The sequence below is a fragment of the uncultured Formosa sp. genome, from assembly GCF_947500765.1.
Lineage (GTDB): Bacteria > Bacteroidota > Bacteroidia > Flavobacteriales > Flavobacteriaceae > Formosa.
In genome coordinates this window covers 38,326-56,819 of record NZ_CANMTH010000003.1, presented here as the reverse complement: position 1 = coordinate 56,819, position 18,494 = coordinate 38,326, and the positions used below count along the sequence as shown (strand labels likewise).

At 27.4% G+C, this 18,494-nt stretch carries 17 protein-coding genes; all 17 read right to left on the bottom strand.

From position 1 onward, the window contains the following. Positions 1-85 precede the first annotated feature (85 nt). Entirely contained in the window at positions 86-637 is a 552-nt protein-coding gene (locus Q1B05_RS06490) for a hypothetical protein (protein ID WP_044634158.1), read from the bottom strand. A gap of 161 nt (positions 638-798) precedes the next feature. Further along, positions 799-1,161: a hypothetical protein gene (locus tag Q1B05_RS06485; protein ID WP_173282404.1), complete on the bottom strand. Its 363-nt coding sequence runs from the start codon at positions 1,159-1,161 to the stop codon at positions 799-801. Continuing rightward, positions 1,158-1,562, bottom strand: coding sequence for a barstar family protein (locus Q1B05_RS06480; RefSeq protein ID WP_299778841.1), 405 nt, complete (start codon positions 1,560-1,562; stop codon positions 1,158-1,160). The genes Q1B05_RS06485 and Q1B05_RS06480 overlap by 4 nt, the downstream gene beginning before the upstream one ends. A gap of 221 nt (positions 1,563-1,783) precedes the next feature. Next, entirely contained in the window at positions 1,784-3,412 is a 1,629-nt protein-coding gene (locus tag Q1B05_RS06475) for a hypothetical protein (RefSeq protein ID WP_299778839.1), read from the bottom strand. Between the two features lie 345 nt (positions 3,413-3,757). Further along, on the bottom strand, positions 3,758-4,174 hold the full coding sequence (locus Q1B05_RS06470; protein WP_299778837.1) for a hypothetical protein: 417 nt from the start codon (positions 4,172-4,174) through the stop codon (positions 3,758-3,760). Positions 4,175-4,388: 214 nt separating this feature from the next. After that, positions 4,389-4,535, bottom strand: a complete 147-nt coding sequence (locus Q1B05_RS06465; RefSeq protein ID WP_299778835.1) for a hypothetical protein — start codon at positions 4,533-4,535, stop codon at positions 4,389-4,391. Between the two features lie 53 nt (positions 4,536-4,588). Further along, positions 4,589-5,170, bottom strand: a complete 582-nt coding sequence (locus Q1B05_RS06460; RefSeq protein WP_299778833.1) for a hypothetical protein — start codon at positions 5,168-5,170, stop codon at positions 4,589-4,591. Between the two features lie 439 nt (positions 5,171-5,609). Continuing rightward, positions 5,610-6,386 carry a carboxypeptidase-like regulatory domain-containing protein gene (locus tag Q1B05_RS06455; RefSeq protein WP_299778831.1) on the bottom strand — a complete coding sequence of 259 codons (777 nt, stop codon included), beginning with the start codon at positions 6,384-6,386 and terminating at the stop codon, positions 5,610-5,612. Between the two features lie 223 nt (positions 6,387-6,609). Further along, positions 6,610-7,272 carry a hypothetical protein gene (locus tag Q1B05_RS06450; protein WP_299778829.1) on the bottom strand — a complete coding sequence of 221 codons (663 nt, stop codon included), beginning with the start codon at positions 7,270-7,272 and terminating at the stop codon, positions 6,610-6,612. A gap of 90 nt (positions 7,273-7,362) precedes the next feature. After that, positions 7,363-8,577 (bottom strand): MFS transporter, encoded by a 1,215-nt coding sequence (locus Q1B05_RS06445; protein ID WP_299778827.1) that lies wholly within the window; start codon positions 8,575-8,577, stop codon positions 7,363-7,365. A 169-nt stretch (positions 8,578-8,746) separates the two neighbouring features. Further along, positions 8,747-10,078, bottom strand: coding sequence for a hypothetical protein (locus tag Q1B05_RS06440; protein ID WP_299778825.1), 1,332 nt, complete (start codon positions 10,076-10,078; stop codon positions 8,747-8,749). 465 nt (positions 10,079-10,543) lie between these two features. Continuing rightward, positions 10,544-10,846, bottom strand: coding sequence for a hypothetical protein (locus Q1B05_RS06435; RefSeq protein WP_299778824.1), 303 nt, complete (start codon positions 10,844-10,846; stop codon positions 10,544-10,546). A 203-nt stretch (positions 10,847-11,049) separates the two neighbouring features. Next, positions 11,050-11,517: a hypothetical protein gene (locus Q1B05_RS06430; RefSeq protein ID WP_299778823.1), complete on the bottom strand. Its 468-nt coding sequence runs from the start codon at positions 11,515-11,517 to the stop codon at positions 11,050-11,052. Between the two features lie 348 nt (positions 11,518-11,865). Next, on the bottom strand, positions 11,866-12,552 hold the full coding sequence (locus Q1B05_RS06425) for a GNAT family N-acetyltransferase (protein WP_299778822.1): 687 nt from the start codon (positions 12,550-12,552) through the stop codon (positions 11,866-11,868). 178 nt (positions 12,553-12,730) lie between these two features. Beyond that, complete coding sequence (locus tag Q1B05_RS06420) at positions 12,731-13,126, bottom strand: hypothetical protein (RefSeq protein WP_299778821.1); 396 nt, start codon at positions 13,124-13,126, stop codon at positions 12,731-12,733. Between the two features lie 379 nt (positions 13,127-13,505). After that, positions 13,506-14,444, bottom strand: a complete 939-nt coding sequence (locus Q1B05_RS06415; RefSeq protein ID WP_299778820.1) for a hypothetical protein — start codon at positions 14,442-14,444, stop codon at positions 13,506-13,508. Positions 14,445-14,600: 156 nt separating this feature from the next. Next, entirely contained in the window at positions 14,601-18,287 is a 3,687-nt protein-coding gene (locus Q1B05_RS06410) for a hypothetical protein (protein WP_299778819.1), read from the bottom strand. Positions 18,288-18,494 lie beyond the last annotated feature (207 nt).

Genomic DNA, 18,494 nt, shown 5'->3' with positions numbered 1-18,494 from the left:
CGTAAACCGAAGATAGCAAATTTACGAGGACTTTCCGCAAGGAAAGTCAGAAGCAATGAACTATAGCCGGTGTTGTGTGTAGTTTTTATTTCAATTCATTTTTTACTTTCTTTTCCAAACGTTCTAATGTGCGTATGTTATAAATTGAATCATTATAACTTAACCATTCTTTTTTAAAATCAGAATAATAACGTCTATGCATTTTATCAAAATCGGATGCTTTTAAATCTTTTACGCTCAATTTTCTAAAACTATCAACTTCTTTTTCCATTCTGCGCCGATACGTTTCAAGTAAATCAAATTTAACTTGAGCAACTCTTAAATCTCTTGGGTCAGTTGTGTCAGATATTTTTGCGTTTTTAGGCTCAAAAACTGTATGCGACCTAAATAAAATCGGGTCATTTACATTAAACCTGGAGTGAAGTCCTATTCTTGCGTCAAGGTCTTTTAATTCGGGGTCTGTAGTAAAATTAAAGTCAGAATATTTAAGTTTTCTATTCTCCGTCCAAACAATTTTGTCCTTAAGGGTCAAGTATTCCGAAAAGTCATAATAGTAACTCATAAAAAACAATCGAAATGTTATAAATCCAAGGATTATTATGGAAATTGCCAGAATAATTTTTCTTTTTCTATTCATGTTCTCAAATTACACACAACGTTTATGTATATGGAAAGTTGCGTGTTTAAGCACTAAAGTTAGCAAATAAAAACCGAATAGAAAATCCGCGAGGATTTTCGTAAGTAGGCTAGAACTAGCAATAAATTATATACGGTGTTGTAAGTAGTTTTTTATTCAGTTTATAATGTATTTGTTATTTCCTTTTCGTAAAATTTTCCTCTATCGTCAGTCGCAATAACTTTTGGTCTTTTTCCATTTTCCCAAATTAATTCAAATGATTTTAGAGAGTCAAATTCCACGTTTTGTGATTTGAAATGCTCATTTATGTTATCATACCAATAACCAATTGACTTAGTAATTCGGTCAGAAATCATTGTCCTTGGTTGGAATTCTTTAGTTTTCCAATCAATTTTTATGTCATAATTCTTTCCACTTATTTTATTCAATTCATCAATTACGAAATCAGAATCAACATAATTTTCATAGCTTAAAAAACTATGTCCAAAATTGTGAATTGCTGAAGGAATATTTTTGTATTTCACACCTCTGATTTTTCCACTATTAAATCTACGAATTCAGCGTTTCTCAATAAATCTATAATAAAATCATAATCATCTTTTCCGAATACTTTTTCCAGTTTTTCAGTTCCAATTATTTCTATAATACAATCTCCTGGAAAACCTGGACCTTCTACTGTTATAGCGTCATTAAAAGCATCAAGATTTTTTCCAAAATGTTTTGCCGATTCAGAGTCGATTTCCGCAACGTATTTATTCCAAAAATCTTGTTTAGATTCACAAAATTCTCCGTTTATAAATATTTTTCTCTTATGTCTCGTTTTTCCGTTTTCGTCTGTTACAATACTTACGAAAGTATCTTTTCCATAAGCCATTTTATCAAAGACTTTAGAATAGCCAAGATTCAACCATCTTTTATAAATCAATTTTCCATTGAAATATAAGTAAAGTTCATTGTCATCCTTTATTTCCTTTCGTATTATCACGGTTTGTTTAAATTACTTACAACGTGTTTGTGTATGATTTCGTTGCGTGGTTTAAGCATTAAAGTTAGCAAATAAATCACAGATAGAAAGTCCGCGAGGACTTTCGTAAGTAGGCTATAACCAGCAATGAATTATACACGTTGTTATATTGCGTTTTTTATTCAAATTTTCTTTCCGAATTTCCTAAAAGCACTTACGAATTGGTAATAACACCAACCGATTAAAATTCTTGAACAGAAAGAAATGAAATAGTTCATTCCTGATAATTCTTGTCCTAAATTATTTTCTATTAACTGGCTCAATCTATGAGTTGGATTTGCTAAAGCATACAAGTTTTTCCATTCATTTAGAATAAAATTTGTCGTTTCGCAAATACTTTCCCAAAATGAGCCAAAGCCATTCCAACCAATTGAATATGGTGCTTTTGGTAATGCTAATGTGTAAGTTACATATAAACCAAATAGAATGACCAAAAAACAGAAAAATGAATGCGTAATTGACGTTCCGTGTTTGTTGGAAATATTATTTAAGAATAAGATGAATTTATCTTGACTAGTTAGTTTCTTGCTTTGTCTAATTGCTTCGTACATTTTTCGATGCATTTGCAATGCTTGAATTTGGTCAGATTGATTTGCCAGAGCAACTTTTAATTGCTTATAATTTTCATATTGATTATTGAAATAATCAGATTCTTTTTCTAGTGGATAATGAATATTTTCTAAAGCTTCAATAGAATTCGGAAATTCAGTTGCAGAAAATTTGGTGTTTTCTAATGTAGTTCTATAAAAGCTAACTATATCGAAGCTATTTAATCGAACTTTGTTGAACCAAGTATTTGATAAATCTGAATTTTTAATTTCTAATTTACTTTCTTCTTTTGTAGCTTGAAAATCGTAAAGCAATAGTTTTGAACTACTAAATTTATCAATAAATAAACGATTACAAGTTGTATGCTTAATATCAATAATTGTGTTTGAATCTCCTTTAAATGAAAGTGCGTTTAAGATGCAATTTGAAATCTTTATATTTTTAGTAATATCCGATTCTAGACTAATTGAAACTGAAATGTCTAGTTCTTTTAGCTCACTTTCTTTTAAGTAGTATTTGGCTTCTTTTAATGACTTATCTTCGTTCTTTATTCGCTTAATTCCGTTTTCAGTTGATTTTTTGAACTCAATAGAAATTTCTTGAGCATTAGATATGTGAAATTTTGTTTTGTGTGAAAATATCTTATTGAGCGAATCTCTTTTTTTTATTAGTCTATTAACTTTTCTCAAAATATAATCCTCGATGAAAAGATTATCATCAGCATAATAAATAAACAATTTAGATTTGGGATTATTGTTAATAAATACAGACCCAAGGCTATTTCTAATTGAGATAATTCTAATTGAAGAATTTGTTATTAATAACCTTTCTAGAATTAGACTTTTAAAAAAAGATGCATTAGTGAAATCACATTTATCTAACTCTATATCTCGAATTAGACAAGTATTAAAATATAAAAAGAACTTTTGATTTTGTTTATTGGATTTGATTTCATTTTTCTCTTTATTATTTTCAATGATACAGTCCTCAAACATCAAATCCATTTCAGATATTTTGGTTTGAGTAAGGTCAATCATTAATACAATTCCTTGTCTGAATATACATTTTCGGAATACAACTTTTTTCTTTTCGAGTTCAACATTTTCTGTATAGGTAATATTAACTACAGAAGTAAAATCAATATTAGTAATTGTTTCTTCATTACCATTTAGATTTATAAGTGCTCTAGTGGATTCTGTCATTCAGTTCAGATGTTCGTTTAAATGCAATATAACTCCTTTTATCAAAACTAAATAATCGCTTATCAAGACTAAAAAAAGGGATAATGTTAATTTATTTACTAAATATAATTCTTTACAACTAAGCATAAAAACGGGAAACCGTAAAAGACAATGTTTTAAGACAAATTGTTTTGTTTAAATTACCGCAACTTTCACTCAAAAAAAACATCAAGGAAAAAGCTTACAAATTCTATAAAATTTGCAAGACACTAGACTAGTAAATTGGCGTTATCCATTTTTGTAACCAGACCAAACTAGCAATTTTCAGATACGGTGTTATCTAATGGCTTTTATTCAATTCTGTCTTTACGTTGTCATAAACAATATTAATACTAATGTTGTAATTCCAACTATTGTGGTAAATCTTCCCATTTTTTTGGATTTAGTCCAACCCGCTAAAGAAATCATGGCAATTAAAGATACAATTCCTAAAAAAAATGAGATAGAACCTAAAATTCGCGGAAGAGATAAATCATTATCGACTACTTTAAAAGGATATCCAACTGTTGTTTTCATTAATACATTAGTCATTGCAAAAACAGTAATTAAAAAGAAGCTTGCAGCTAAAGTTGAAACAACCATAATTGTTTTCGATAATTTAGTATTCATTTCCGAAACTAATAAATTTGCAATTACAGCAATCGAAAACCCACCAAGTAAAGAACTAATTGTAATTGTTTGTTCAGCAAGTTTATTCCAGTATTCAAAAGTTATTTCTGTCATCTATGCAATCCCTTATTTTTATTCTAAATTCTATTATCAGCTCATTTTTTCATTAAGCCATAGTGTTTTTTCAGCTTGCTGGTAACGTTTTTGTTCATGGTTAGTGGCCTGTAAATAGCCCCTAACTTTCCGAATTATACACGAGCTAAATTTAAAAATTTAGCGGTCTCATAAATATATAAAAAACTTTGTAAAAGCTTTTAATAGCAATGTTTTATATATTTTGTTGGCAGTCGTTTTTTCTTCCTGTGTCTGTAATTCCTTTTCGATTATTGGTATTTATTATGTAATTAGATATGCTTTCTAATTCGTAATTGTCTTTTAAGAACTCAAAATAAAGGTCAAATGCAAGACTACTCATTCCTTTTCTATGAATATTTCTCTCGTAAGGTTCATTAGATTATTCCTTTAGTATTAATCAAGAAAGTCTTTATTAATCGCTTCAAGATAATTTTTCACATAACTATCTATGGCCGCTTTGCTAGATAAGTCTTTACCTCGTAAGGTGATTATAATAATGTATTTCTCCTTATAAGTGGCATTGTACTTTACCTCATCGTATTCAGCTTCACTTGTGGTGGTCATAAACGCATTGTCAAATATATGTAGATCGCTAACGTAAGTGCCTTCGATGTTTAATTTTACGGCACCATTGTAACCTACTCTTAAGTAATTGAACATGGTTTTGTTTTCATTGACCTCTTCATTAATGGTGAAAGTAAATTCGTAGAATTCTTCTGTAGGGTGGTCGTATTGAGCCACAAGTCCGCGTTTTGTACAACCAACATGCTTAAAATTATATACTGCGTATGTATCAAGATGCGGAACGGCATCAAACAGTTTTTTATTGGGTTCACAAGTAGGTACACGCTCTGGAAATTTTGATACTGTGGTTAACGTATTCTCTTTTATAGTTACTAATTGAGGTGTAGATTTATTTTCTTTACATGAAAACATAGTGGTTATTACTGCTAGAAATAGAAGAATGTTTTTCATTTATATTGGTTTTAGTGAAGTTGTTTTCCACATACATAAAGACACACTTATTGCTTTATTTTCTTCGGTTTGCAACTCAAACAAAAGTAGGATAAGGCATGTATCTTTTGTGTTACCTTTTCGTATTCTTTATGCAAATTTCTATGTCTTTTTACTCGCTTTTTACAAAGCTATTAATTTAGATTTGTTGCGTTAAGTTATTGAATGGAGGTAATCGTTTTCTATTGTTTACAACGTGTTTATTTGCTTGTATTACATATCTTTAGATAGAAACAGAGAAGAACTATAAGGTGTTTTAGAATTACAAATCAACGATTTTGTGTATGAGTTAGTGGCGTGGTTTAAGCACCTAATTTAGCAAATAGAATAGAAAATCCGATAAGATTTTTGTAAGTAGACGAAAACTAGACATTAATTACATAGGGTGTTTTGTGCAACGTTATTTTATCAATTTCACAAAGGTTTCTCCTTTTCCTTTTTCACCAGTTTCGGAAGATTTTAAAACTATGGAAATTTTGTCATAATCTAAATTATTTACATTTTCTTGTTCAGGCTTTTCAATTTGTACGATGTAACCATACATAGAAATCTCTCTTGCATATTCCTTTATTTTTTGAATTTTTAAAATTCGTGCGTTTTTATCATTGACTTTAATTTCTAAATCATTTTCAGAAATGACTATAGGTGAAACGTCAATGAATTTTTCATTTTTGATAATATTTTCCGCCTGTTTTGTTTTTACAAATTGTTCCGAATTGATATTTTGTTTTTTTACAATCTCTAATGTTTTTGAAAGACTCATAGGTCTAAAATATATCATATAAGTATTTTGTGGTGTAACTTGAGGCTCAAAAACATTGATTCCATATATTTCTATTCGGTCATATTGTGGATTAATTATCATATTATTATGAACCGGAACATACCACATCCAATATTCAAGTTTATTTATTCTATATTCAGATGCTTTTATAGCATATAAACAATAGTAATCTCCTTTGTTCACTTTTAAGGAATAATTTCCATTTTTATCGGTTAGAGAAGAATAGATGTTTTCAAAAGATTTGTTTTTAAGATGAACAGAAACACTATCTATAGGATTTCCATTAAAGTCAGTTACTTGTCCACTAATTGTGAATTTCTCCGGCTGCGTGGAATTGCAAGACCAAAGAATTATTAGTCCGATTGATAATAGTATTTTTGTAGTTGTTTTCAATGTTTGTTCTAATGTTTCACAACGTCTCGTATATAAAAAGTAGTGCTAAAAATAAGCGATAACTTTTCGGATTAAACACAAGCCGAATTTTTAAATTTTACTATTTATCTTTTTTATTGGAAATCGTCAAATTTAAAAATTTGCTAACTTTACAAAAATGCCCAAACCTTTGTGTTTGTAATAATTTTCGCTATTTTTTCATATACATTATTATCACATGTTTTTATTTTCGACTTGCTATAAATTCATCTGCAATAATATATGGTTGACCTAAACTAAGATCGTTTGGAGTAACATCTTCATTTCCAAAAATCAGAAGTTTAGCATGTGGTCTATTCGCATAACCTTTATCATATCCGTCCGTTTCCTTTTTTACTTTAAAATCTATTCCGTGTTTTTTACACACGTTTTCAATCGGTTCTTTTAAAGGTTTCGGTATCGATAAATTCCGCTTCCCGTTTTGTTTATAATATTTATTCAGAGCCCAAAAATTCTTGTGAAGCGGAATCCAATTTCCTGCAACTTTTTCATACTCAAAGAATAAATCGCCCATAAATTCGCTTGGATTTTTAGGAAAATTTATTAATTCACATTCCAATTCCGCTTTATTATAAGTCCAAAGTAGAGGATGGTCAGTTAAAATTTTCATTTTAATGTATGGAAGATACAAGTCTGCATAAATGCCGTTAAAATCTATTGTTTTGTGTGCAATTAATCTCCAATGCTCAACATTATGCATTTTTCCAAAATCGTCTTGCTCTTCAGCTATAAAATTGAATTCCATAGTTTTATATTGACCAATCAGACCTTTTAATTCAGTCAAATGTAAATGTCCATCTTGATAGAATTCTGTTGTATTTGTTCTTTCTATTAATTGTTCAATCATTGGTTTTCTCTAATATTTTATAACGGTCTTGTGTATGGTTAGTTGCGTGTTTAAGTAACTAATTTAGTAAACAAATACTTGCCAAAGCAATTAATTATACACGTTGTTGTAGGTAGTTTTTTTATCTATTATTATATATCCAATTATTCCAATACTTATCAGAATCATTGCTATTAGTCCAAATTTTATTCCTAAAGTTGGATTGTCATAAATCTTCTCGTGAAATATGCCAAAAATTATGGCAAATATTTTAGTTGGTACAAAAGCTAAACTAATTAAAATAGCTAGGTATTTTGGGTTTGAGTATTTTGTCAAAATTGAATGAATGATTGGTGCAATATGAATTTCAGATATTGCTAGGAATAGCATTGATGCTATAAAGTAAATCGTATGTTTTTCTTCTGGTATTTCTGGAATATAGAGTATAATTCCGAATGCAATTGCACCAAAAATAAATCCAATTAGCAATTTGAAGAATTGAGAATTATAAAAGTAAGTCCAGACTATAATTGCTATTAAACTGATTGGCAAAGTGAAAACAGAATTCAAAGATTGCCATATACTTTTGGATATGCCTAATGTTGAGTTCTCGCCTAATTGAATTTGCAAGTCTAAAATCCGAATATTGGAAATTTCATAAACTCCCCAAAAAAGTCCGACAATTATGAAAGCCATAGCTATAGTCAAAATTCTCTTTCCAATTGATGTTTTTTCGCCTATTGGTAATTTTTTCTCTTTTGTTTTTATAATTGGAATCAATGATATTAATATCAATAAACCACTAATTATAAAGCCAATATTATATCCAAATTCTTCTCCTGAATAACCAATTAAAAAAGAACCAAGAAATGCTCCTATGTTTATAGCTAGATAAAAAATTGTAAATCCAGCGTCCAATAGTTTTGTTTTGTTTAAATATGACTTTCCATAATTTGCTATAATATTAGGTGTGTAAAATCCACTTCCTAAAACAATGAGGAATATACCAATATAAAGTCCGTAGATCGAAGGAATACATAATGCAAAAGCTCCAAATGCTTGAACAATTCCACCAATAATTATCGATTTCTTGTTTCCAATGAGTAAGTCTCCAAAAAGAGCTCCAATGATTTGAGAAAAAACTAGTGAAGCTGTGAACCAACCGTAGATAGTTAACGCTTCTGTGTTTTCCATTTTCAGTGTTTCTCCAACCATATAAAGAACAACTAGAGCTCGAAGACCATAGTAAGAAGCTCTTTCCAGCATTCGCGCTAAACTGAAATAAAAAGTCTCTATTGAGTGTCTCTGGTTTTGAATTTTCTCCATTCAGTTTCTTGGGTTGGTAAATTACCTACAACGTTGTTGTATAAGCTTTGTTGCGTTGGTTTAGCAGTAAAGTTACTAAATAATTACCAACGAAGAAAGTCCGCGAGGACTTTCGCAAGTAAGCAAATAGTTAGCAATAAAGTTTATATGGTGTTGTGTGTAGTATTATTTAATTTTCAATGTTTAAATCTTTTTTCATTCTATTTAACAAGTCTAAATTTTGTTTTTTATATAATTTAATTCCTTTATCTATTATAGAATTTTGATTGTATTGTACTTCATTTGCACCATCTAAAAAAGCTAAATTCCAATTTTGATTTCCAATAATTTGTGTAACATCTTTTTTATATTGTTCGTCTAATATTGGATAGTTTTTCCAATAATCATCGTGATAAATATTAGATGTTAAAAATCCTAACATATAGGGTGGATATATTTTCCTATAGTTATCTCTTTCTTTAATATCTATTTTATTAAATATTAAAGAACTCTTAACAATAAAATTTGATATATTAATGTCGTTAAAATTTTTATAGCAAAATCTTTCTGTATAAATTTTTGATGGATAAATTATTTCATTTATTGTTTCGTAATTAATTTCAATTTGGTTATAAGATATTTTGTCAAAATCAAACCCTACATTTAATTTTTTTAAAGTAAAATCTTTCTTGCTTACCCATAGTTGGCCATTCATATTAAACAAATAACGTTTTTTATGAATTGTTCTATTTTGTTTAAAATCAATAACATAGTACTCTTCATTATAAATGGTCTCGATATTATTAATTTTAAATTCAAAAGATTTACTTCCAGATTTGCTCAAAGGATGTGTAGATTTAAAACAGCTAAAGCTAGATAGATTAATTCGTGCAATGTCGTGACCCACTTTTAGTAATTCAACGTTTTTTTTAACATTCCATAAATTTGTAATTTTTTCATTTTCTTTAGTTCTCCTAATTTGATTTGGAATTAAAATTGGGTCAAATGCCATATTTGTTTTTTTTCCAATCATAAATGCGTGTCCATTCATTTCGTAGTATGCTTGAGGAACTGCATTATAATTCAAAGTTTGTTTGTAATTTATAGATGCCCAGTATGGTTTGTCTCTGCTTGAAATTTGAAACTGTTTAACTGCATTTTTTATAATTTCCTTTTTGGTAAGTTTAAGTTTTGCAATAATTACTATTTCATCCAGATTTGTAAATTTCTCAATTAGTTTTATTTTACGTGATTTATCATTTATCTTATTAATGAGAATAGAATCGGTTTCATAAGAAAGGTGTGTGATTTTTACGTATTTGCCATTATTTTCAATATTAGTTTTAAATTCAATTTTTCCAGTTTCATCACTAATACAGATTATGTTTTTTTCTAATGTAATTGATGCTCCAAAAACGGGTTTTTTAGTTTCTTTGTTTATTAGAATCGCAGAATAATTATTGTCTTGTGCAATTAATAATTTTGTAAGAAAAATCGTAAATAAAAGTATTTTAAATTTCATATTATTTATTTTGAGTTAGTAATACTACAAAAATAGTTTCCTCAAATTTGTTAAATAAATTACAATTAAGACTTAATTAAGTTATTGAATGGAGGTTTGAATTCAGGGTATAAGTGAGATATTACACACAACGCTCGGTGTATGATTAGTAAGGGTATAGTATAAACTAAACATTCATCAAGCGATTACAACTAAAACAAAAATCAATTTAAAGCAAAGATGTAACCCTTATTAATTATACACATTGTTGCACACAGTTAATTATTATGGAAGCGAGTGATAAATCATATTCGTCTGTTTTGGAAGAAGTTTCTGAAAACATAGATTTAACAAAAGATGTACTTGAGTTAAGTCAAGATATTATACCTAAATTAATAAGTAAAACTCTATTTATTCATTCCACAACTTTCCCTCAAATTAAAAAGCATATCTCAAAAGAAAAAATGAAGTCGATAAGAAGCGGGCTTAAAACCTTTTTAGACCAATCTCGATGTTATTTAGATACTTTTGAAGATCCTTGTCAATAACATTTGAGTTGTCATACAGAGATTGCAACATAAGTTTAGCTTTTTCTAAAAAATGCTTATCAAAATAACTACTTAATTCAGAGTTGCTTTTAACTATCTCTTGGAAAAATAAGTCTATTGACTCTCTTTTATCTTGGTCGTAAGCTAAAACTAGTATATCTGAAAAAGGTTTGTTTTTGTGTCTTTTTCCGAAATTTGCTGCATCAATCTTTTCTTCTTCTGTTAATTTTTCTGTTTCCATATTATTTAGTTTTATAGTTAATTATTTAAAAATCCTATTTTAAGTTATGAGTGATAAGTCAAATTCATATAATAGTGAAATAATAAGAAATCATTATAAAATTCGTAAGCTTGAAAAAAGAATAGAATTATTGAATAAACTCAATAGATACTCTAAAACGTTTTTTGCTTGGATTGGATTAATAGTTTTCTATCTAATATTGCTTAAAAAAGAAATCCTCTTAGATATACTCCAAGTCCTATAGCTGCTGCTATTATCCACCACCAATTTTTCAATAAACTAGATATTTTTAATTCTTCCTCTAAACCTCTTATAGTTTTCTCGTATATTAATTTTTCTTCTGTTAGTTCTCTAATTCTTTTTTCAGATTCTTTTTCTTCTTTCTTTTCTTGAATTAGTTTGTTTGCTTCTTTTACTAGGTATTCATTGTATTCATTCCAACTATTGAATTTCAAAACAGACTCTCCATTAGGCATAATGTAAACATAGTTTCTAGCATTGTATTCGCTTCCTTTGCTTTTTATAAAACCATTGGATTTCATAAAATCAACAATCCTCATAAACTGAGGAGAGCCTGAAAAATCAACATCTAAATCATTAAGCATTAATTCTCCCTCATTACTTAATCTTTTTAAAAAGCCATAAATTATAATTCCGTCCTCTTCTCTCATACCTCTTACATTCGTTTAATAAGTGTTCATTCCTCCTTTAATTGTTTGCAACTCCTTTTATCAAAACTAAATAATCGCTTATCAAGACTAAAAAAAGGGATAATGTTAATTTATTTACTAAATATAATTCTTTACTACTAAGTATAAAAACGGGAAACCGTAAAAGACGATGTTTTAAGACAAATTATTTTGTTTTGTTTAAATTACCACAACTTGCAATCGAAGACCATATCATAAAAAAAGCTTACAAAATCAAGTGATAGATTTTGTAAGCTTATATTATTAATGTCTATTAACTTAATATAAAGTATTTTTTTATATCAGTTCTAAGTTAACTTGGCAAAACACTTATTTTTTTCGATACAACCACCAATTCATATCTCGAGTTAACTCGTATCCTAATTTTTTATAAAGAGAAATTGCTACGTTTCCTTTGTTTGTATGTAAAATAGGTGTTTTATGTGCTTTTAAAATGGCTTTTGTATTATAGGCTATTAATTGTTTAGCCAGTCCTTTTCTAGTATAATCTGGATGAGTTACAACAGCACTAACTTCAATAAAAAGATGTGTTTGCATACGTTGTCCGGCTATAGAAACTAATTTACCATGCTTAAATATACCATAGTAATTTCCCATTTCAAAGGTTCTTTTTTTATAATAACCAGGCATAACCAACCAGACTAAATCATAAATCTCATCCATAAAAGTGTCATCTAACAGCACAATTTCTTCTGTGATTTGTACGTCTGTTAACGTGTTTAAAACCATCTGACAACCATTTACTTTTCGTTCTAAAAAAACCTTGCTTTCATCTACAATTGGTGTTTGACACTCTGAAACATAGAAGAAATCTTCCGACGTTTCTAAATATGTATTTGAAGCTTTTGCTGTTTTTGTTTCATCGAAAAAAGCCCCAAAAGGACAAATCTCTGGGTTATAAAACTGTACGCCATCAAGGTCTACAGCATATTTTTTATGAGTTTCATTTAAGGAATACCAAACGGGATTTTTTAATTGATGTTCTAAATCTATCATTAAAATGAATAAAATTAAGTTTAAATTGAAGAAGCCTTGGCGCATTCAAGGTAACTCACAACTTTTTTAAAAGGTTTGTTGCGCATTTTAAATACCAAAGTTAGCAAATACTCTATTCTAATCTTGGTAAAAAAAGGAGAACACGCAATTATTTCATGCTCAATCGCATTCAATGCTGTTAAAACAACGCGATAATTGCCTGTACTGTAATACAGTATTCCAATGTATATTTAATTTCTATTTCATGCTCTAAAATTATTCTAATATTTACAATGCCTTCGGGGACAATAATTTTATTGAACTTTCTAGAATTCCATGTATTATGAGTTTTCTTTCTCGCTTTAAATTTATATTCACTTGATTGTAACAAGTAATTGCCATGCACATCAAGAAAGACTATAAATGTTACATAACTTTTATTCTTTAAATTAAACCATTTAACATAAAGAATAACTTTTGCATCCTCCTTTATATTTATTTCTTTTAGGTCATCTAAAGGAACATTCTTTTCAGATAATACCGAACAAATAATTAGCCTTGCACTAATAGTCTCGACCACTCCCCTAGTATTCAAACCAAATAATTACCTAAAAAGATTAAATATATAAATAGTGGTAATTCAATAAACAGTAAGACTTAATTACAATCTATTTTTCCGTAAATAACAAAATAAAACTGAGAGATTAATCTGCTATAAATAGAATAAAGTGAAGCGTTTAAAATAACCTTTAAGGCTGGATTTTACAAAAAGCAAGATTATTTATCATCTTTTTTTGTAGTAATAACTATTTTTACAAAAGCAGCTATAAGTACCAGAATAGAACATAAAAGTAAACCAAATTAGCCTAACACCATTATAGGAAAACCGTAATTAGATGTATATTTTTAAGTTAAGTGAAGAGTGAATACGGTTTTAGTTGTGTTTTACTGCAGTAGCGTATTAAACATAGTTTTTACTCAAATTCATTAGGGTTTTTCTTATATTTTTTCTTGTCTCGCTTTGAAAACTCTTGCAATTTGAGGTCCTCATTAAATGATACATTAGAAATTTCTTTGGACTGAATTTTTCTGTTTGAATTATCTATGTAAAACGTTGGATTTATATATTTAATTTTATAATCTCTATTACTTATTGTACTTTTAGTAGCATCTAATAAGTTTTTGAGATAATGAAAAGTATTAAAATCTAATCGATAATTTGTTTTATTAAATTTTTCTAATTTTCCTAAAGTAGTATGCGGGTAAACTTCCTGTCCTAATTTTACAAATATTTCATTTTTATCAAATCCCTTATAAGTAGCATAAGAACCATCTTCATGTTCTATTAATATAAGATTTCTTTTACTGGTATAGGTCTTATTAATTTCATCGTCATTTTTATATGTATCACTTATTTTAACGACTATTCCTTTTCTCATAGAGTAAATAGTGTCTGGTTGATTTGAGTATACAATAAAAGATTTCCAGTCAATAGGTTTTTCATTTCCAAAATATTTTTCTCCAACATTTGACGCTTCAAGTATTTTTATAGATTTTCCTGTCTTAAAAGGAAGAACATACACTATGTTTTCATTTATTTTGGGGTCAGGATTTCCCATTACATATTTTATTTTATAAGAAAAAGAAATTCCTTTTTTAGTGTTAGCAGGATGTAAGGTAAATAAAGATCCTGAAACATATTTTATTACTTTTTCATATGTTTTACTACAATTACAGTTTTCAAGATTATCAAACTCAAGGGTTAAATAATAACTTCCTGGAACATTTTTCTTATAATAGAACTCGATACTTTTATCGCTTTTTCTTTCATAAGTTATTTCAATTTTTTTATTTTGAGCATAAATAGATTGGGAAAGTGTAAATAATATGACAAAAAGGGGTATTATTTTCATGGTCTTTAATTTTGCCCAACTCCCATTATACCAAACAAACCAAAGTCTATCTCGCAAAGAGTCTTAATTATATATACTAAACTTAAAAGTAAAACAAATTAGACTAATCGGGTTGCGGGAAAACCGTAATTAGGTGCGTGTTTTTAAAAGACTATATTATTTCCTTTTATGATTTACTCTTAAGCCAAAGAAACCTTCTGAAAAACTTGAAATGTAATCTTTCCGTTTCAAATTAGTCAATAATTCTCTATTATCAGGATTGTCTTGAATTTTCGCTCTTTTATCTCTATTTGTGATTTTTTCATAACTGCTATCTAAGTTGTTTAAGAATTTTTCAATGAAAGTTACATCTGCACTAAAAAGATTCTTATTGAATAATTTTATTCTATTAGCAATCGGTACACATTTGTTTATGATTAAATCTTTGAAAAGCAACTCATTTATTCGAAATGAACTATCATTTAATATAAGTTGACTTATTAATTTTAAATTCTCGGAGTTTGATGCAATAGTGTCATTTGAACAAGTTTCTAAAAACTTAAGTTTTTCTAAGTTGTTTAGTGTTGTCGATTTTAAAATTAATTCTACATCATTTGAATCTAAAACGAGTTCCTCAATTTTTTCAATAAATTTAGATTTATATTTCTCTAACAACTCAATGGCTGACGTCTGATATTTTTCTTTTAAAATATTAAAACTTTCAATTGTTGGACTAATTACTTTATTCTTGATTAATGATTTAACTTTTTCTTTATCAAGATTATCAATATTTAATCCGCTATAGCTCCAAGGAACTGAGTTTGTAATTAAATCAAAGGATTTATTTTCGATATCATTTGATAGGATTAAAAGTTCACAGAATACACCAAAAATGTTTTCATCATTAACTTTAGTTGGTATTTTTACTTTTGCTAATTTGTTTGCATTTTCAATATTATTAATGAAGTCAATAGTTGAGTTTAATATTTTATCTTCTGAAACTCTAAAAGAATACAATAAATTATTCCATTTAGGTTCTATCTTATTATTTTCGATAGCAAATGATAGTAAATTAATATCCTCAATAAGTGAAACATCAGATATTTTTGTAACTACTTTTTTAATGACTTCTTTTTTAAGCTTTAAACTTAATTCTGAGTGATTTAATAATCCTAAATAAGCTTTTTGTTCCTCATTAATATTCTTCTCAAGCTTTAAGTAAATATTTTTTATGTAGTCATCTATGTTAGCTTCTATATAATTAATAAGACTATCAGATTTGGAGTTTTTAAGAGAAGAGTAATTGGAATTATCAAAACTCACTTGTTCAAATTCACCATATTTTATCACAATTTCACGAACTATTTTTTCGTTAAAATCATAATGATTATTCTCGTAAATAAAATCTAAAATGTTTTCTGGGGAATTCTCAAAGTCTAAATCAATAAATTTTAATTGTAAATCAGAGATGACACTTATTAATTTATCATTGTTAAAAGTGATGTTTAAAATTTCAGGGTCTTTTGTTAGATGATTTTTTAGATTAGATTGTTTATCTATTTTAATTATAGATTCAATATCTGCATATTCTATGATGTATTTTAATGTTTTATTTAGTTGTTGATCAGAATACGAAACATCATTCACATAATATCCCCAAATACCAATCCAATAGCTACATAATGTTTTAATAAATAGATTTAAATTTTCTGTTCTCTCAATAAAACCATTTATGAATAGAATAGAAGCTGAGGATTCATCTTTTAATTTGGTAAAAATATATTCTAAAGGTATATTATTCGTTTTATGATTTTTAAGTAAACAGTCTAATAAATCATAATTCAAGATATATTCAGAGTTAAAATCAACTGGATTTATTTTTGAAATTACTTTATCAATTTTTGAAAGTTTATATTCAAACTCTAATTTTTGTCTATTTCTTACATTGATAATAAATTTATGGTCATTTCTTGTTATACTACCTTCGTGAAACAAAGAAATGTAATCAATATAATCTTCCGAGATATATCCATTTCTAATTAATATTGTAATAAAATCCTTATCTAAATCTTCATTTATATTTAAATCAATTTTTTTATTTGATTGTAATAATTCAGAAATGTTTAAATTTCTAGTTATATTTTTTTGTTTTTCAAGTTTTTGTATTTCTTGCCTTAAAGAGTTTGATTTATTTGATTTAATATCGATAATTTCTTGTTCCTTATCAGTGTAAGATTTTTTTGAATCAACCTTTTTTTCAATTTCAGAAAATGAAATTTCTACTTTCTTAATTGGATATTCAGTTCTATTATAACCTCTATTATGGTAAGATGATTGATAAAATAACTTATTACTTTTTAAATATTCAAAGTTTTCATCTTTTAATAAATCATCAATAGTGATAGTTTCCTTATTAAGGACTAAAGAATTAAAATTATCTAATGTTTCGATTACTCGAATTATATATAATTGGCGAAGTTCTTTAATACTTTTGATGTTTACCAATTCTAGATTTTTAATCTCTTCTTTCAAAACAGATGTTTTTTCTTCTATTTGATTGACCTCTTGATTTACATATTTTGATTTGGAGTTTAGAATATTATATAAATGCCCTTCATTTTTACTTAAAGAAACAAAATCATTAGGGTATTTGTTTTTATAAGTAATAATCGCAAATAATTTATCTTGGTTTAAAGGAGTTTCACCTTGTTTTACTTTATACAAGTAAAATTCATTAGAGATATTATGAAGTAAACGCATATCATCTATAAAAAAGGATATGTCTTCAATAAAAGTATCTGTTAAATCATAATTATATTTTTCCTTCTTGCGTAGTAAAATTTCACTTGAATTTGATGAGTTAATTACTGGGATAACGGGAATTATAAAATCAAAAAACTTAATTCTTTCATTGTCTGAAAACATATCATCTCTTACAGCATATATGAATGTGATGTTTTTCTTTTTGGTTTTTTCAGAGTTGTTTAATAGAAGGTTAATTTCCCTAAGCTTTGTAAAGATTTCAGTTTCTTCAAAACGGTCAAGGTCTTCTATAATTACAATGTTATAAGGTCTTATTGAAAAGAAATAAAGGATTTCATCTAAGTGATGGTTCAATATAGACTTGTTAATACTTTCTCCAATTCCTATTTCAGCATTTTGAAACTTAAACTTATTAATTGTTATAGAACTAATAATTCTAATGGATTTATAAATTAAAAAGAAAATGCCAATTATAATTATTAAAATACTACTGTAGTGTAATGCGTTGCAAATAAAAATACTTAAAGGGTTATCTTTAAAAACACTTTGTATAATATATGGATTAAAATAATTTAATAAAGCTATTATGAATAGTAGAATACCGACTGTAGTAAATAAAAGTTTTTTCCCACTATAACTTTTAATTTTTTTGAATCTGGAATCTGGAATATTTTTATCTTCCTCGTGATAAAATATTTGTTGTAAAATACTTGTTTCTATTAATCTTAAAAGTTCTTCTTTGTCTTTTTCAATAGGGTTACCTAGTTTATCAAATTTTGGTTTTTCTTCTTTAAATGTTGCTAAAGAAATATTTAGAAATTCTAATTCAGTTCCTTTATAGTTATTTTGAAAAGTTTTCAGAATTGTACTTTTACCTGAGCCATATGATCCAGTAAGTGCTATATTTTTTATATCCTCTTCCTCACGATTTTCAAGTGCCCATTGTAAAGCTTTTGAGTAATGACCTTCTTTATCTCCATTAGCAATTGGAGAAAGAGATGAATAATCTAACTTTTCTAATTTTTTCTCAGAAAATTTAAAATGTAATTTTTCAAGTGTTTTTGAAGCAATTAATAAGAAATCAAGTAGTTTTTTTTTCATAAATATAGTTTTCTTATAATTGTAGCCAAGTTCTTGAAACCAAAACAAACCTAAGTCCATCAAGCCCAAAAGCCCTATTAAAATTAATGTTCCTAAAAATAAAACATTTCTATGATATCTTTTTACTGAAAACCATAATCATCAAAAGTAATTTAAAACGTCAAAATAAGGTGCATACCAACTGTTAGTCAAACGCCTATAGTCTCT

Excerpts from the sequence above, each read along its gene's own strand:
- Q1B05_RS06435 (WP_299778824.1), bottom strand. The coding sequence starts at position 10,846 with ATGGAAACAGAAAAATTAACAGAAGAAGAAAAGATTGATGCAGCAAAT.
- Q1B05_RS06415 (WP_299778820.1), bottom strand. The coding sequence starts at position 14,444 with ATGAAAATAATACCCCTTTTTGTCATATTATTTACACTTTCCCAATCT.
- Q1B05_RS06475 (WP_299778839.1), bottom strand. The coding sequence starts at position 3,412 with ATGACAGAATCCACTAGAGCACTTATAAATCTAAATGGTAATGAAGAA.
- Q1B05_RS06490 (WP_044634158.1), bottom strand. The coding sequence starts at position 637 with ATGAATAGAAAAAGAAAAATTATTCTGGCAATTTCCATAATAATCCTT.
- Q1B05_RS06450 (WP_299778829.1), bottom strand. The coding sequence starts at position 7,272 with ATGATTGAACAATTAATAGAAAGAACAAATACAACAGAATTCTATCAA.
- Q1B05_RS06445 (WP_299778827.1), bottom strand. The coding sequence starts at position 8,577 with ATGGAGAAAATTCAAAACCAGAGACACTCAATAGAGACTTTTTATTTC.
- Q1B05_RS06470 (WP_299778837.1), bottom strand. The coding sequence starts at position 4,174 with ATGACAGAAATAACTTTTGAATACTGGAATAAACTTGCTGAACAAACA.
- Q1B05_RS06440 (WP_299778825.1), bottom strand. The coding sequence starts at position 10,078 with ATGAAATTTAAAATACTTTTATTTACGATTTTTCTTACAAAATTATTA.
- Q1B05_RS06410 (WP_299778819.1), bottom strand. The coding sequence starts at position 18,287 with ATGAAAAAAAAACTACTTGATTTCTTATTAATTGCTTCAAAAACACTT.
- Q1B05_RS06425 (WP_299778822.1), bottom strand. The coding sequence starts at position 12,552 with ATGATAGATTTAGAACATCAATTAAAAAATCCCGTTTGGTATTCCTTA.
- Q1B05_RS06460 (WP_299778833.1), bottom strand. The coding sequence starts at position 5,170 with ATGAAAAACATTCTTCTATTTCTAGCAGTAATAACCACTATGTTTTCA.
- Q1B05_RS06465 (WP_299778835.1), bottom strand. The coding sequence starts at position 4,535 with ATGAGTAGTCTTGCATTTGACCTTTATTTTGAGTTCTTAAAAGACAAT.
- Q1B05_RS06430 (WP_299778823.1), bottom strand. The coding sequence starts at position 11,517 with ATGAGAGAAGAGGACGGAATTATAATTTATGGCTTTTTAAAAAGATTA.